This is a genomic window from Acidovorax sp. LjRoot129 (assembly GCF_964253765.1).
Taxonomy (GTDB): Bacteria; Pseudomonadota; Gammaproteobacteria; order Burkholderiales; family Burkholderiaceae_C; genus Acidovorax.
Map to the genome: position 1 here is coordinate 2579366 of NZ_CAXUSE020000001.1, position 16089 is coordinate 2595454.

10 protein-coding genes are annotated in these 16089 nt (G+C 64.1%); 4 read left to right on the forward strand and 6 right to left on the reverse strand.

All coding sequences use genetic code 11. The features are described 5' to 3' along the window. Positions 1-91: 91 nt before the first annotated feature. Both ACSQ3Q_RS11800 and ACSQ3Q_RS11805 read right to left on the reverse strand, forming a co-directional pair. Positions 92-718 carry a response regulator transcription factor gene (locus tag ACSQ3Q_RS11800; RefSeq protein WP_069105922.1) on the reverse strand — a complete coding sequence of 209 codons (627 nt, stop codon included), beginning with the start codon at positions 716-718 and terminating at the stop codon, positions 92-94. After that, positions 715-3276: a PAS domain S-box protein gene (locus tag ACSQ3Q_RS11805; protein WP_436134563.1), complete on the reverse strand. Its 2562-nt coding sequence runs from the start codon at positions 3274-3276 to the stop codon at positions 715-717. The genes ACSQ3Q_RS11800 and ACSQ3Q_RS11805 overlap by 4 nt, the downstream gene beginning before the upstream one ends. Positions 3277-3443: 167 nt before the next feature. Here ACSQ3Q_RS11805 and aceE point away from each other — a divergent pair, with 167 nt between their 5' ends. Genes aceE through lpdA form a run of 3 tightly spaced genes read left to right on the forward strand, consistent with a single transcriptional unit; the run spans position 3444 to position 9719 of the window. After that, on the forward strand, positions 3444-6161 hold the full coding sequence (gene aceE / locus ACSQ3Q_RS11810) for a pyruvate dehydrogenase (acetyl-transferring), homodimeric type (protein ID WP_436134564.1): 2718 nt from the start codon (positions 3444-3446) through the stop codon (positions 6159-6161). Positions 6162-6178: 17 nt separating this feature from the next. Beyond that, a complete protein-coding gene (gene aceF, locus ACSQ3Q_RS11815; RefSeq protein WP_436134565.1) occupies positions 6179-7849 on the forward strand; it encodes a dihydrolipoyllysine-residue acetyltransferase in 1671 nt (556 codons plus the stop codon). Positions 7850-7868: 19 nt separating this feature from the next. Beyond that, positions 7869-9719: a dihydrolipoyl dehydrogenase gene (gene lpdA, locus ACSQ3Q_RS11820; protein ID WP_436134566.1), complete on the forward strand. Its 1851-nt coding sequence runs from the start codon at positions 7869-7871 to the stop codon at positions 9717-9719. 194 nt (positions 9720-9913) lie between these two features. On the opposite strand, the gene ACSQ3Q_RS11825 is transcribed toward lpdA, so the two are convergent. Beyond that, on the reverse strand, positions 9914-10921 hold the full coding sequence (locus tag ACSQ3Q_RS11825; RefSeq protein WP_436134567.1) for a hypothetical protein: 1008 nt from the start codon (positions 10919-10921) through the stop codon (positions 9914-9916). Positions 10922-11739: 818 nt separating this feature from the next. Between ACSQ3Q_RS11825 and ACSQ3Q_RS11830 the strand changes: the two genes are divergently transcribed. Beyond that, positions 11740-12702, forward strand: a complete 963-nt coding sequence (locus ACSQ3Q_RS11830) for a DUF6910 family protein (protein ID WP_436134568.1) — start codon at positions 11740-11742, stop codon at positions 12700-12702. 101 nt (positions 12703-12803) lie between these two features. Here the strand turns inward: ACSQ3Q_RS11830 and ACSQ3Q_RS11835 are convergent, their stop codons facing one another. The 3 genes from ACSQ3Q_RS11835 to ACSQ3Q_RS11845 all read right to left on the reverse strand — a co-directional run bounded on the left by ACSQ3Q_RS11835 (position 12804) and on the right by ACSQ3Q_RS11845 (position 16069). Continuing rightward, entirely contained in the window at positions 12804-14147 is a 1344-nt protein-coding gene (locus ACSQ3Q_RS11835; protein ID WP_436134569.1) for a four-carbon acid sugar kinase family protein, read from the reverse strand. Between the two features lie 3 nt (positions 14148-14150). Next, entirely contained in the window at positions 14151-15428 is a 1278-nt protein-coding gene (locus ACSQ3Q_RS11840) for a ribulose-bisphosphate carboxylase large subunit family protein (protein WP_436134570.1), read from the reverse strand. Between the two features lie 98 nt (positions 15429-15526). Further along, entirely contained in the window at positions 15527-16069 is a 543-nt protein-coding gene (locus tag ACSQ3Q_RS11845) for a VOC family protein (protein ID WP_436134571.1), read from the reverse strand. Positions 16070-16089: the final 20 nt, after the last annotated feature.

Sequence of the window (16089 nt, forward strand, 5' to 3'; positions counted from 1 at the left end):
ATACTAGTCAAAATGGCCGCCAGCGCTTGATCTATAAGCGCTGATAGCTATCAATAAGTGAGTAACTAACTAAGTAAGGCGCTGCCGGCGCTCAGCCCTTGGGTGCGTTCTGTCCCAGGGCGATCTTGAGCAGATCGGCGACGGTGTTGGCGTTCAGCTTTTCCATGATGTTGGCGCGGTGCGCCTCCACGGTCTTGATGCTGATGCCCAGGTCGTCGGCGATCTGCTTGTTCAGGCGGCCGGCGACGATGCGCTCAAGCACCTGCGCCTCGCGGCTCGTGAGCTTGGAGAGCAGGGCGTCGCGGCTGGCGGCCTGCTGAAAGCCGGCGAAGGCTTCGCGGGCATGGTCCAGCATGCGCTCGACCAAGCCGACCAGCTCTTCTTCATTGAAGGGCTTCTGGATGAAATCCAGCGCGCCTTTTTTCATGGTGTTCACGGCCATGGGCACATCGCCGTGGCCGGTGATGAACACGATGGGCAGTGGCGACTTGCGCTCGATCAGGCGGTCTTGCAGTTCCAGGCCGGTCATGCCACCCATGCGGATGTCCACGATCAGGCAGGCCACTTCGCGCGGGTCGTAGCGCGAGAGGAAGGTTTCGGCCGAATCAAAGCAGCGCACCCGGTAGTCCTTGCCTTCCAGCAGCCACTGCAGGGAGTCGCGAACCGCCTCGTCGTCGTCCACAACGTAGACCGTGCCTTTTTTCGGAATCAAGCTCATGCAGTTGTCCTTGGGTTTTGTACGTTTGCTACAGAATTCATAGTGGCATCCGCAGGTTTGGCGAGCGGCAGCCAGAAGGAGAACCTGCAGCCGACGACCTCTGGGCCATTGTAGAGGTTCTGTGCCTGCATCCTTCCCTGGTGCGACTCGACGATGCTGCGGCACAAATTGAGGCCCATGCCCATGCCTTCGGCCTTGGTCGAGAAGAAAGCTTCGAAGAGCCGCTCGAGCACTTCGGGGGCCAGGCCCTTGCCGGTGTCCTGCACCGAGAACTCCACCACCTCGTGATCTTCGATGGTCTTGGGGATCACGCGCAGCTCGACGCTGCGGCCGGCCACGGGGCGGTTGGCGTGCTGGATGGCCTCGGCGCCGTTCTTCATCAGGTTGACCAGCACCTGCTCGATCAGGATCGAGTCCGCCATCACCGGCGGCAGGCGGGCGGCCACGTAGTGGGTCAGCCGCACGTTGTGCCGGCGCAGCTCAATGTCGGCCAGCTCCACGGCCTCGTTGACCATCGAGTGCACGTCGGCCAGCGTGCGGTTGGGCTCGCTTTTCTTCACGAACGCACGGATGCGCTGGATGATCTGCCCCGCGCGCTGCGCCTGGTGGGCGGTTTTTTGCAGCGCGGTCAGCAGGGCTTCTTCGGTGAGCTGCCCGCTCTGGATGCGCGAGACCATGCCGCTGCAGTAGTTGTTGATGGCCGTGAGCGGCTGGTTGAGCTCATGCGCCACGCTGGAGGCCATCTCGCCCATGGTGATGAGGCGGCTGACCGACTGGGCACGTTCGGCCTGGCGTGAGGCTTGTTCCTCGGCCTGGCGGCGCGGCGTGATGTCGGTGGCAATCACCATCTGGGCCAGGCGCCCGTCCACCCAGTTGAGGTAGCGGGAGCGCACTTCGAGCCACTTGCCCAGGTCGGGGAGGTAGATCTCGGCATTCTCGGTGCGTGCGCTGGTCAGCGGGTCGGTGGGCAGGCCCATGAGGCCGTCCTCGTCGTCCATGCCGCGATGGTCCGTGCCTGCCACCGGCACCACGCCGGCCTGCGCCACGAGTTGCAGATGCCCGCCCGTCTGTGAGCCAAACCACTGGCGGTACAGCTTGTTGGCAAACAGGAGTTCTTCGCTGCCCAGCGGCGCCACGGAGACCGAGGCGTCCAGCGATTCGAGCACGATGGTGAAACGCTCGTGCGAGGCCGACAGCTGCTCGCGGATGCGGTTGGGCTCGGTGATGTCGGTCATCGACGTCATCCACCCTGTCTGGTGGCCGCGCGCGTCGATCAAGGGCGACACATACAGCCGCGCGTCGAACAAGGTGCCGCTCTTGCGCCGCACCCGCACCTGAAAACCGCCCACGATGGTCTTGCCCGAGAGCTCGTCGCGCAGCTTGGCGTGCAAGGCTTCGTGGTCGGATTCGGGCCAGTAAGGGAAAGGCGCCTTCAGGCCGACCAGCTCGGCCTCGCTCCAGCCGGTCATCTGGCAAAAGGCCGCGTTCACGTAGGTGATGCGGCCTTCCATATCGAGTGCACGCATGCCGGTGAGGATGGAGTTTTCCATCGCGCGGCGAAAGTTGGTTTCTGCCACCAAGGCTTGCTGGGCCTGCATGCGCCGGCGGGTGTGGCGCCAGGTCGCGATCAGCATCCAGGCCGTCATGGCCGAGAGCGTGCCCACCAGCCAGAACAGGCCGCTGCCCACCACGCCCAGCGAAGTGCGGTAGGCCTCGGCCTTGAGCACCAGGCCGTTGCCCACGGGCGACACCGGCACCTCGTATTCATTGGCGCGCGAGGCCCAGGGCAGGAACTGCGTGGCGGTGTTGCGCGGCCCCAGCGGCGTGCCGGCCAGCACCTGGTCCTTGCTGTCCAGCAGCGTGACGGCGTAGCGGGCCAGCACCTCGGTCGGTGTGCCGTAGCGTAGCAGGCTGTCGATGGAATACTCACCAAGCACCACGCCGCTGAACTTGCCCTGGTTGTTGAGGGGCACCTGCAATTGCAAAAGCGGAACGGAGTCGCCCTTGGTGACCGCGGGCTGCGCGTACACCGGCTGCTGCAGGTCGCGCGCCAGGCCAAAGGTATCGGCGGTGTCGCCAGGTTTGAGCACCTCGCCGGCGATGCGCAGTTCGCTGCTGGCCAGCGTGGGCGCAGCGTGGCTCGCGCGGATGCGGCGCCGCTCGTCGATCCAGGTGATGGCCTGGAGCTCGGGGTATTGGCTGATCAGTGTCTCGGCACGGCTCACGAACTCGGAGCGCTCCAGTTCCTGGTTGGACAAATCCCGCGCAATGCGCATGAGCTGCTCTTGCCGCTCCAGCAGGCGCAGTCGCACGCGCTGCTGGGCGTACTCCACATCGCGGCGCAGGGCTTCTTGCTCGCGCTCGGCCTCTTCAGCCCTCAGGTACCAGAACGCCGCCACGATGGCCGCGAGGAACATCAGCACGGCGGCCAGCGGAGCCAGTGCCGCAAACCTGTCTTGCCGGGTGGGCGACAGGCCACGCCACCACTTGCGCCACCAGCGAAGCGGGGCGGCCACGGCAGGGGCCGTATGGGGCGGGGCGGGAGGTAGCGGATCCATCCTGCAAGTGTAGGTGAGCGCTGTCTGCGCCGGACCGCGCGGGATTTTGTGCAACTGCAGCATTTTCTTGTAATGTGAAATGCAAAAGCACCATTTGAAATTACACAAAAATATGCGAAACTAGAGCCAACGTACTAAATTGCTGCCACACCTACAGGAGACAAAGCATGTCAGCTCAGCCCGACCAACTGGCCGGTTTCGGCATCGGCACGGATGCCGATCAGCAGGAAACCCGTGAATGGATGGACGCCCTGTCCGCCGTTATCGACAAAGAGGGCCCAGAGCGCGCCCATTTCCTGCTCGAACAACTGCTGGAGCATGCGCGCCAAAGCAGCATTGACATGCCGTTCTCGGCCAACACCGGCTACGTGAACACCATCGAGCCCGACCAGGAGGCGAACTGTCCCGGCAACATCGCGATTGAAAAGCGCCTGCGTGCCTACATGCGCTGGAATGCCATGGCCATGGTCGTGCGCGCCAACCGCATCAACCCTGCCGACGGCGGCGACCTCGGCGGCCACATCGGCTCCTTCGCCTCGGTGGCCAGCATGTTCGGTGCCGGCTTCAACCATTTCTGGCATGCCGCCAGCGAAGACCATGGCGGCGACCTGCTGTACATCCAGGGCCACAGCTCCCCCGGCATTTACGCCCGGGCCTACATGGAAGGCCGCCTGACCGAAGAGCAACTCGACAGCTTCCGCCAGGAAGTGGATGGCAAGGGCCTCTCGAGCTACCCACACCCCAAGCTCATGCCTGAGTTCTGGCAGTTCCCCACGGTGTCGATGGGCCTTGGCCCGCTGATGGCCATCTACCAGGCGCGTTTCCTCAAGTACCTGCACGCCCGTGGCATTGCCAACACCGAGAACCGCAAGGTCTGGGTGTTCTGCGGCGACGGCGAGATGGACGAACCCGAATCGCTGGGCGCCATCGGCCTGGCCGCGCGGGAGAACCTCGACAACCTGATTTTTGTGATCAATTGCAACCTGCAGCGCCTGGATGGCCCGGTGCGCGGCAACGGCAAGATCGTTCAAGAGCTGGAAGGCGAATTCCGCGGCGCTGGCTGGAACGTCATCAAGCTGCTGTGGGGCAACGGCTGGGACACCCTGCTGGCCCGCGACAAGACCGGCAAGCTCAAGCAGCTGATGATGGAAACGCTGGACGGCGACTACCAGGCCATGAAGGCCAACGACGGCGCCTTTGTCCGCAAGAACTTCTTCGGCAAGTACCCCGAAACCGCCAAGCTCGTCGAGCACATGACCGACGAAGAGATCTTCGAGCTGCGCCGCGGCGGCCACGAGCCCGCCAAAGTGTATGCCGCCTTCCATGCCGCCAACGCGCACAAGAACCAGCCCACCGTGCTGCTGGTCAAGACCGTCAAGGGCTACGGCATGGGCAAGGCCGGTGAAGGCAAGAACACCGTGCACCAGACCAAGAAGCTGTCGGACGAAGACATCAAGTACATCCGCGACCGCTTCGCCATCCCGATCCCGGACAGCCAGCTGGCCGACATTCCGTACTACAAGCCGGCCGATGACACGCCGGAGATGCGCTACCTGCAAGAGCGCCGCAAGGCGCTGGGCGGCTACCTGCCCAAGCGCCTGCCCAAGGCCGAAGAGAGCTTCACCGTGCCTTCGCTCGACACCTTCAAGGCGGTGCTCGAGCCGACGGCCGAAGGCCGCGAAATCTCCACCACCCAGGCCTACGTGCGTTTTCTCACGCAGCTGCTGCGTGACCAGGCCCTGGGCCCGCGCGTGGTGCCGATCCTGGTGGATGAAGCCCGCACCTTCGGCATGGAAGGCCTGTTCCGCCAGATCGGCATCTACAACCCCAAGGGCCAGCTGTACACCCCGGTCGACCGCGACCAGGTGATGTACTACAAGGAAGACAAATCCGGCCAGATCCTGCAGGAAGGCATCAACGAAGCCGGCGGCATGGCCAGCTGGATCGCTGCTGCCACCAGCTACAGCACGAACAACCGGATCATGATCCCGTTCTACGTGTACTACTCGATGTTCGGCTTCCAGCGCATTGGCGACCTGGCCTGGGCGGCGGGCGACATGCAGGCCCGTGGCTTCCTCTTGGGCGGCACGTCGGGCCGCACCACGCTCAACGGCGAAGGCCTGCAGCACGAAGACGGCCACAGCCATATCCTGGCAGGCACGATCCCCAACTGCGTGAGCTACGACCCCACCTTCGCGCACGAAGTCGGCGTGATCATGCACCATGGCCTAAAGCGCATGGTCGAGCGCCAGGAAAACGTCTTCTACTACATCACCCTGCTCAACGAGAACTACCCCATGCCCGGCCTGCAGCCCGGCACCGAGGACCAGATCATCAAGGGGATGTACCTGTGCAAGCAGGCGCCAGCCCTCGGCGCCGATGCACCCACCGTGCAGCTGCTGGGCAGCGGCACCATCCTGCGCGAGTCGTTCTTCGCGCAAGAGCTGCTTGAAAAGGAATGGGGCGTGGCCGCCAACATCTGGAGCTGCCCGAGCTTCAACGAACTGGCACGCGATGGCCAGGACGTGGAGCGCTGGAACCTGCTGCACCCCACGGCCACGCCGCGCACGTCCTTCGTGGCCGAGCAGTTGGGCAAGACCACGGGCCCCGTGGTGGCGTCCACCGACTACATGAAGAACTACGCGGACCAGATCCGCTCGTTCATCCCCGCCGGCCGCACCTACAAAGTGCTGGGCACCGACGGCTTTGGCCGCAGCGACTTCCGCAGCAAGCTGCGCGAGCACTTCGAGATCAACCGCCACTACATCGTCGTGGCCGCGCTCAAGGCGCTGTCCGAAGAGGGCAAGGTGCCCGTGGCCAAGGTCGCCGAGGCCATTGCCAAGTACAAGATCCAGGCCGACAAGGTCAACCCGCTGTACGCATAAACCGAACGGAGACAACAATGGCATTGGTAGACATTCAAGTCCCGGACATCGGTGACTTCGACGAAGTCGGCGTGATCGAATTACTGGTCAAGCCCGGCGACACCGTGAAGGCCGAGCAGTCGCTCATCACGGTCGAATCCGACAAGGCGTCGATGGAGATTCCGTCGAGCCACGCAGGGGTGATCAAGGAGATCAAGATCGCCATCGGCGACAAGGTCAAGCAAGGCTCCGTCATCGTCGTGCTCGAATCGGCAGACGCTGGTGCGCCCGCAGCCGCTGCGGCCGCCGCGGCTCCCGCACCCGCCGCCGCAGCGCCCAAGGCAGAGGCTGCAGCACCCGCTGCGGCCCCCGCAGCGCCCGCTGCTGCATCCGGCCCCATGGAAGTGCGCGTGCCCGACATTGGCGACTTCAAGGACGTGGCCGTCATCGAAATGCTGGTCAAGGTCGGCGACACGGTGAAGCTCGAGCAATCGCTCTTCACCGTCGAGTCCGACAAGGCCTCGATGGAGATCCCTTCGCCCGCCGCGGGCGTGATCAAGGAGCTCAAGGTCAAGATCGGCGACACCGTGAACATCGGTGACCTGGTGGCTGTGATGGAAGGCGCCGCGGGCGCCGCACCGGCTCCTGCAGCCCCAGCTACCGGTGCACCCGCAGCGCCAGCGCCGGCCGCTGCAGCAGCAGTCGCCCCGGCACAGGCCTCCGCCCCGACGCCAGCCGCGGCAGTTCCTGCCCACAAGCCCGGCACCCCCACGGCCGGCCTGCCCCATGCATCGCCTTCCGTGCGCAAGTTCGCCCGCGAACTGGGCGTGCCGATCGACGAGGTCAAGGGCACCGGCCCCAAGGGCCGCATCACGCAAGACGACGTATCGGCCTTCACCAAGCAGGTGATGGCCGGCGCGACCCAGACCAAGGCGCAGGCTGCCAAGGCGCCTGCGGGTGGTGGTTCTGGCGTGGGTCTCGACCTGCTGCCCTGGCCCAAGGTCGACTTCACCAAGTTCGGCCCGGTGGAGCGCAAGGACCTCTCGCGCATCAAGAAGATCAGCGGCGCCAACCTGCACCGCAATTGGGTCGTCATCCCGCACGTCACCAACCACGACGACGCGGACATCACCGACCTCGAAGCCTTCCGCGTGCAGTTCAATAAAGAGAACGAGAAGAGTGGCGTCAAGGTCACCATGCTCGCCTTCATGATCAAGGCCGCCGTGGCCGCGCTCAAGAAGTTCCCCGAGTTCAACAGCTCGCTCGACGGCGACCAGCTGGTGCTCAAGAACTACTTCCACATCGGCTTCGCGGCTGATACGCCCAACGGCCTCGTCGTGCCCGTCATCCGTGACGCCGACAAAAAGGGCATCGTGCAGATCTCGCAAGAGATGGGCGACCTGGCCAAGAAGGCGCGCGACGGCAAGCTCGGACCGGCCGACATGACCGGCGGCTGCTTCTCCATCAGCTCGCTGGGCGGCATTGGTGGACGCTATTTCACGCCCATCATCAACGCACCCGAAGTCGCCATCATGGGCGTGTGCAAGAGCAGCATCGAACCCAAGTGGGACGGCAAGCAGTTCGCCCCGCGCCTGGTGCTGCCGCTGTCGCTCAGCTGGGACCACCGTGTGATCGACGGCGCTGCCGCCGCGCGCTTCAACGTGTACTTTGCCTCGCTGCTGGCGGACTTCCGCCGCATCGTGATGTAACCGAAGGGCAAGACACACCATGGCAATCATCGACATCAAGGTGCCCGACATCGGCGACTTCGCCGAAGTGGCCATCATCGAAGTGCTGGTCAAACCCGGCGACACCATCAAGGCCGAACAAAGCCTGATCACCGTGGAGTCCGACAAGGCCTCCATGGAGATCCCCTCCAGCCACGCTGGCGTGGTCAAGGAGCTCAAAGTGAAGCTGGGCGACAAGATCGCCGAAGGCTCGGTGGTGCTGACGCTGGAAGTAGAGGGCGCTGGAGCTGCGGCACCGGCACCTGCAGCAGCGCCTGCACCCGAAGTTTCAGCACCAAAATCGGCTCCAGCGCAGGTCCCACAAGCGCAAACAGCTATCAATACAGTAGCATCGAGCTTTGCAGGCACCGCCGATATGGACTGCGACGTGCTCGTGCTCGGCGGCGGCCCTGGCGGCTATTCGGCTGCGTTCCGCGCGGCTGATCTGGGCCTCAAGGTCATCATCGTCGAGCGCTACGCGACCCTGGGCGGCGTGTGCCTGAACGTGGGCTGCATCCCGTCCAAGGCGCTGCTGCACGTGGCCGCCGTGATGGATGAAGTTAGCCACATGGCCGACCTGGGCGTGAGCTTCGGCGAGCCCTCGCTCGACATCGACAAGCTGCGCGGCCACAAGGAAAAGGTCATCGGCAAGCTGACCGGCGGCCTGGCCGCCATGGCCAAGATGCGCAAGGTCACCACCGTGCGCGGCTACGGCAGCTTCGTCGGTGCCAACCACCTCGAAGTGGAAGAGACCAGCGGCACGGCGCAAGAAAAGACCGGCACCAAGAAGGTCATTGCCTTCAAGAACGCCATCATCGCCGCCGGCAGCCAGGCCGTGCGCCTGCCCTTCATGCCCGACGATCCACGCGTGGTCGACTCCACCGGCGCTCTGGCGCTCAAGGAAGTCCCCAAGCGTATGCTCATCCTGGGCGGCGGCATCATTGGCCTAGAAATGGGCACCGTCTACAGCACGCTGGGCGCGCGCCTGGATGTGGTCGAGATGATGGACGGCCTGATGCAGGGCGCCGACCGCGACCTCGTCAAGATCTGGCAAAAGATGAATGCCAAGCGTTTTGACAACATCATGCTCAAGACCAAGACGGTGGGCGCCAAGGCCACGCCCGAAGGCATCGAGGTGACGTTTGCCGCAGCGGAAGAGGGCGGCACTGCCCCCGCACCGCAGGTGTACGACCTGGTGCTGCAGGCCGTGGGCCGCACGCCCAATGGCAAGAAGATCGCTGCCGACAAGGCGGGCGTGGCCGTCACCGACCGTGGCTTCATTAACGTCGACATCCAGATGCGCACCAACGTGCCGCACATCTTCGCCATCGGCGACATCGTGGGCCAGCCCATGCTGGCGCACAAGGCGGTGCATGAAGCGCACGTGGCGGCTGAAGTGATCGCTGGTGAACTGCAAGGCAACAAGGAACTGGCCGCCGCCGCATTTAACGCCCGCGTGATCCCGAGCGTGGCGTACACCGATCCCGAGGTGGCATGGGTCGGCCTGACTGAAGACCAGGCCAAGGCGCAAGGCATCAAGGTCAAGAAGGGCCTGTTCCCCTGGACGGCCTCTGGCCGCGCCATCGCCAACGGCCGCGACGAAGGCGTCACCAAACTGCTGTTCGACGACTCACCCGAGGCCCATGGCCACGGCAAGATCCTGGGCGGTGGCATGGTCGGCACGCATGCCGGCGACATGATTGGCGAGATTGCTCTGGCCATCGAGATGGGCGCCGACGCAGTGGACATCGGCAAGACGATTCACCCGCACCCCACGCTGGGCGAAAGCATCGGCATGGCGGCTGAGATTGCGCATGGCAGCTGCACGGACGTGCCGCCGCAGAAGAAGTAATTCGATCCGCCATTTCGCGAAAGCCCGGACGGAAACCGTCTGGGCTTTTTGCTATCCGCGCCACCGCATTGTCGCGGTGTCGCCCTCTGCATTCGTTGAAACTACCCTTGGCCGTGCTGCATTCTGGCTTCGGGGCAGCTGCTGCGCGCGGCGGTGGCGGTGCCGCTGTGCGGGGTGGCTTCAGTGCCGCCCCTTCATTTCTGCGGAATCGCAATCGGACCTGTACGCCGAATTTTTGGCGCAGGGGTGTGTTCACCGAAGGCGACTTTCTCGCTTCTTTGTGAGTTCATCAGCGTGATGAAGAAGGGTTTGAGGGGCACAAAATCAAAGGCTTTCTCAACCACAAGATACCGCGGCAAATGGTTGACCCCAGCCAGACCGGTCGCCCCTGATTGCACTTGCCGAAAGCGTCGGTTGCTGCCGGTCTGCATGCGTCGCCGCTCACGCGCAGGAAGGTCATTCAGCGGCTGGACAAAGGAGCTGCGCGCGCTGAAGCGTACCCAGGTTTGACCTCCCGCGGGAATCGCGGTGGAGTTGGCGCTGACGGTTTCCGAAGCGGTTCCCAAAGGGCTTGCCGGGCTGGGCGGCCCCACGACCGTAAGGCGTAACTCCAGCTGGAGCGACGTTTCCGAGCCCTGATTTTTTACGAGAACGTCGAGTTGGCGTTTGCTGCCTGGTACCGCTTTGAAATCAACAAATTTCAAGTTGGAAAAGGGGCTGGTTTCGCCCTCTTTCCACTGTGGAGCCATTTGAGGTGCTTGCCCTTTTTCCCACAGGAAAACGTTGTCGTTTTCATTGGATTCGACGACATCGCTATAACCGTCTGCGGTGAAGCGAAAGCCATAAGCAAGTCCGAATTGCTCGTAGCTGATGTTTTTAGGCAGCTGTATAGAGAAGCCAACCATGCAGTCCCCACTGCCGGGATAGCCGCCCAGTCCGTTCACTTCGTAGCCTACTGCGTGCATTGGCCCATGCGCTTCAGTTGGTCCGGCGAACGTCTCGAACCGCACATAAAACAGACCAGTGTTGCCCGTAGGATTGTTGGGGTCTAGATATTTGTCCGGCGGGCTAAGGTCAGTGCGGAAGTTCGCATTGATCACGGTCACATGGGCAAACCATGGTTGCGCCGGGTCATAACAGGGCATACCAGGGGTGGCCTGCTCAAGACCATCAAAACGGACATGCAAATTGGGTAGTGCCATGGTGTTTCCGTGCCGGTTAGTTGTGGGTGACCAAAAAGCGGCGGATACCTAGCGTGGGTCTGGGCAGGCGCGCGCCGCCAAAGTATGGCATCGAAACTAAATAAGCCGTCAAACAACTTTGGCAGTGGAAGCCGTGGCGCCACACCACGCATTGCTCACAACCACCTCGAATCTTCAGCGCGAGCCCTCCCGAGATATCAGCCCAGACGTTGTAGTTGCCCGGATGCGCCGTTACCTAAGAAAAGCGATCGTTTTCATTTTTGAGTGCCTTTTCGAGCGCGGGCACATGCTCCTGGAAGTCTCGCCTGTTCTTGCTCGGACCTGGAGATCCAGGAGCCTCGCAAACAAATCCACACCGCCCATCCGTCTACCTTTGAACATCAGCTCCAGTCCACTCCGTGCCGGGTCCTGGCTATGCGCGCGGCACAGGGTGATGCTGGCGGGCGCGTCGTCGGTGGGGCCGGTGTAGGCCAGCACATGCTGGCCTTTTTTCAGGCCGGTGCAGATGGCGTCCAGCACGGTCTGCGCATCGCCGGGTTGCTGCCCAACCGCTGGGCGTCCACAGGGATCAGCGCTGAAGTTCAGAACGCACAAGTCCGTACTGGGCAACGGTCCGGGCTTCTTGCTTTTACTATCTAGCCGCAGAGCCAGGTAGTCGTGCCCCAGCACCGGCAGCTGTGCGCGATGCGGGCAATTTCTCTAGACCGTGTGGCGCCCCGTGGGCGTTGGGGTTGCAGACTGCCGTGGATACTGCCCTCTTCATAAAGCGCCACGCGGTCTCTTTCCCCATCCACTGCGGGTCCTGTCCCTGTCTTCCCATGCCCCTTGTCTCATCCAGTTTTCATCCCCAATGCATTGGCCTTTTGCACATAGACCCCGCGCAACACCCGCAGGGGCGGCAGCACTTCAGTGCAGCAAGTGGTCTGGTGCGCTCCGGCCCCACGCTGTTTGTGGTGGCAGACGACGAGTTGCACCTGGGCGTGTTTGAAGACACCGTTGCGGCCGGCACGGCGCCGGGCCCCGGGGACCTGGTTCGGTTGCTGGAAGGCGATTTGCCCGCAGAGGCGGCGCCGCGCAAAAAAGCCAAACCCGACTTCGAAACCCTGACCCGTTTGCCGGCCTTGCCCGGCTGTCCGGCGGGGGCGCTGCTGGCCTTGGGTTCAGGCTCTACGGCCCACCGGGAGACCGCCGTGCTGCTGGGTCTGGCCAAGCCGGGTCGCCTTAGCGGACGCACGGCCATCGTGTCGCTGTCCCGCTTGTATGCGCCGCTGCGCAAGCGCTTCGCCGATCTGAATATCGAGGGTGCCTGGGTGGCCGATGGCCATTTGCACCTGTTGCACCGGGGCAATCAAAGCGACGCGCGCAGCGCCTGTATCCGGTACGACTGGAGTGGTATTGCGCCCTGGCTGGCTGGACTGCAGGCACAACCGCCGGTGATCAAAAACGTGCAGGTGCTCAACCTGGGCTCCGTCGACGGTGTGGCGCTGAGTTTGACCGATGGCGTGCCGCTGGAGTGCGGGGATTGGATGTTCAGCGCAGTGGCCGAAGACACCGGTGACAGCGTGGCAGACGGTGCCTGTGTTGCGTCTGCCCTGGGGGTCATCGCTGCCGACGGAAAGGTGCGCCGCCTTGCATACCTGGAAGGCGCGCCCAAGGTCGAAGGGATTGCGGTTCAGCGCGAAGGCACTGACTGGGTGGTGACCATGGTGACCGACCCCGACGACCGGGCGGTAGCCTCGCAGTTGCTGGTCTGCCGCATCCCCATGGCATATTGGACTTGATGCGATGGAGGGCGGTGCAGGCGTGAGTCACGCAAACCCCGCCCAATCGCAAGCTCCGCTCTGGGAGGCGACCGTATTGCGCCACGGTCTGCCTTGCTGCCTCAACCTTCTCCGAGCAACTTGGCGAAAAGATCCGTCCCGCCCATCTGCCCGCCTTTGAGCATCAGCTCCAGCCCGTCACGGGCGGGGTCCTGGCTACGCGCGCGGCTCAGGGTGACGCCGGGGCAGAGCGTCGTCTGGTACGACAGTCCCCACAGTTGCAGGGCCTGCACGACGTGGCTGGAGGTGTCGCCGCCGGCAATACCAATGCGGCGCAGTGGCGTGCCGTGCTCCGCTTGGGCTTGCACCACGCGGTCCACCAAGTTGGCGCTGGCCTGGGCCACCTGCTCGGCGGAGGTGATGTTGGCAGCCGTGCCGTCGGTGGGGCCGGTGTAGGCCAGCACATGCTGGCCTTGTTGCAGGCCGGTGCAGATGGCAGCCAGCAAGGTCTGCGCATAGGCCGGATCGTTGCCCAGCCGTTGAGCGTCCACGGGGATGCGCTGGTAAGCCGTGGCGGCTTGCACCTGGGCTGCGGTGAGAGGCGACAGGCTTCCCGCCCACGCGAAGACGGGGCCATCGGCTAGCGTCAGCGGGGGCGCTGCTGGGGGTGTGGGTTTTGCCCAGTGGGCCACCAGGGCCTGCGCCACCGCACTCGAGCCCACGGCCAGCAGCCTGGCCTTTTGTGCCTGCTGCCACAGCAGACGGCCCACGGTGGCGAGCTGCTCCGGCGTGGTCAAGTCCAGCAAAGTGGGCGCCATGGTGCGAGGTGCGTCATCGTTGTCCAGCAGATCCTGAAGTGCAGCGTCCAATGCATTGGTACTGGCGTCGGCGTTGGTGTCGTACAGCGGGTAGTGCAGGGCGGTGATGCCCTCCAGCCCTTGGCGCGCCAGATGGAGCCGCAGGTCAGCCTCACCCATCGGCGTGACCGGGTGCTGGCGCATGGTGGGGTGGCGGTCGATGCGGTGCACGGCGCCGCCGGTGCCTGCGGCAGCGAACAGGTTGCTGAACGCGCAGTAGCGCCCCAGGCTGGGCTGCCCGCCCACGATGGGCACCCACCGGTTGTTCACAAACGGGTGCAGGGTCTGAATGCCGCAAGCGATGTTGCCGACATGCGGAGCGCTGTCGAAGGTGGAGCACACCTTGTAGTGCAGCACCGGCGGCGCGACCTGCTGAAAGAACATGCCCACGGCGGACATTTCGATCCGCATGGCGTCTGGCTCCATGGCGCGCGCGGCGCCAGCGATGCCCACCGCGTCCAGCGGCCCGGCAGCGGCCAGAGCCTCTGCGCTGGGCACGCCCATGAACAACATAGAGCGCAAACCGGCCTGGGCCAGCACGGCCAGGGTGTCGGTGGCGCCGGTGAAATCGTCGCCGTACCAGCCGTACAGGGGGGCACTCGTCGTCATCGCTTATTTCTTGCCGAAGAATTCGATCGCACGGCGCAGCTCGGATGCGTGGGTGGCGCGCTGCGCCAGGGTCTCGCCGTTCTGCACCGCATCCCACGCCTGCTGCAGGCTGGCTACCCCCGCGGCGGGGCCGTCGGGGTGGGCCAGGATGCCGCCGCCGGACATGAACAGCAGGTCGTTGGACCGGATGCTGTCCCAGGTGGCGGGCACGGTGCCGGCCCACTGGCCATTGGAGAAAGCGGGCATCACGCGGTCGTCCAGCCCTTCGCACAGCGGCGCCAACGTATCGTGGGCGGAATCGATCACTTCCTCGTCGGTCTGCGAGAACTTGCCTTGCAGACCGTGCACATGCATGTGGTCCACACCCGCCAGGCGCCACAGCGTCTGCCAGGCGTTGAACGAGAAGCCCAGCAGCGGGTGGCGCGACAGCGCGCCGTAGCCGTTGCGGTGGCCATGCAGTGCCAGCGGACTGTGGCGGCGCAGGGTTTGCACGGCCGAATATCCGCACCAGTTCAGGCTGACCATGATGCAGCTGCCACCTTCGGCGGCAATCAGGTCGGCGTGGCGGCGCATGGCGTCGGTCTCGTCGGTGATGTTGAAGGCCACCATCACCAGCTTGCCGGTCTTGTCCTGGTAGGCGCGCACACGGCGCATCACGGCCTTGACGCGGTCGGCCAGCGGCGCGTGAACCGGGTTGGCGCAGACCTCGTCGTCCTTGATGAAGTCCACCCCCGCTGCACACAGGCGGCCGGCCAGGTCACCGGTTTCTTCGGCCGACAAGCCCACGTTGGGTTTGATGATGGTGCCGATCAGCGGGCGGCCCTGCACACCCGTCAGTGCGCGCGTGCCGCTGATGCCGTGGCGGGGCATGTCGAACTGCGTGCGGTAGGCGTTGGGCAGTTTCATCGACTCCAGGCGCAGGCCGGTGACCTCGCCCAGGTCGTACAAATTGCCCGACACGGTGGCCGCCAGCGTCGGCAGGTTGGGGCCGATGTTGTCGCACGGGAAGCTCACGCGCAACCGGGCACGCTGCCAGGTCTGCGGCGTGTCGAACATGCCGCGCCGCTGCATCCACCCGTTGGGCAGGGATGGCGCGGGGGCCACGTCCAGCAGCTCGACCGACTCGACCGTGGCACGGGCGCGTTCGCGCAGCGCGTCGGTCTCGCCCTCAACCCGGGTGAAGGTGCCACACGATTGTTCGCCCGCCAGCACTTCGGCAACGTGGGCCGGGTCCAGCGGGGTCTCTATCAGGTAGGTGGCTTCAAAGCGGTCTGGGGACATGGTTAAGGTGCTACTACTGTTTTGATAGCTACTAGCGCTTATAGGACAAGCGCTAGCGGCCAATTTGACTTGAAACTCAGACCTTCTTCAGGCCATCTTCAGATCTTGGACAGGTCTGGGAAGGGCCGCACCGGGTCCGTCGTACCGTCCCACGTTTCCGACTCCGCACGGATCAGGTCGAACATCCGCCCCTTGGGGCCGGCCACTTCCGACAGCTCGATCACCGTGCCGGGGTGGTACTCGGTGTCGAAGTAGACAAAGCGGCCTTTTTCGCCCACCTCGCCACTCATCACCGTCTTGAATCCCTGGGCCGTCAGCCGCGCCAGGTCGGAGTCGTAGTCGCTCGTCCAGTACGCCACGTGCTGCAGCCCGGTGCGCCCGGCTTGCAGAAAGTCGCGGTACATCGACGGCACGTCGTTGCGAGTCTGGATCAGCTCGACCTGCACATAGCCCGAGTTGGCCAGAGCCACCGAGTTGTGCGGCTCGTACGATTCGCCCTTGTAAACGTAGTTCTTGATCGGAACCTTGGGGTTGTAGAACCAGGGGCCCACGCCCAGGGTCTTGCTCCAGTAGTCCATGGCGGCTTCGATGTCGTGGACCACATAGCCAAGTTGGCGGATGGCGCCGAAATGACGGCTCATAAAATTTCCTTTGGTGGTGA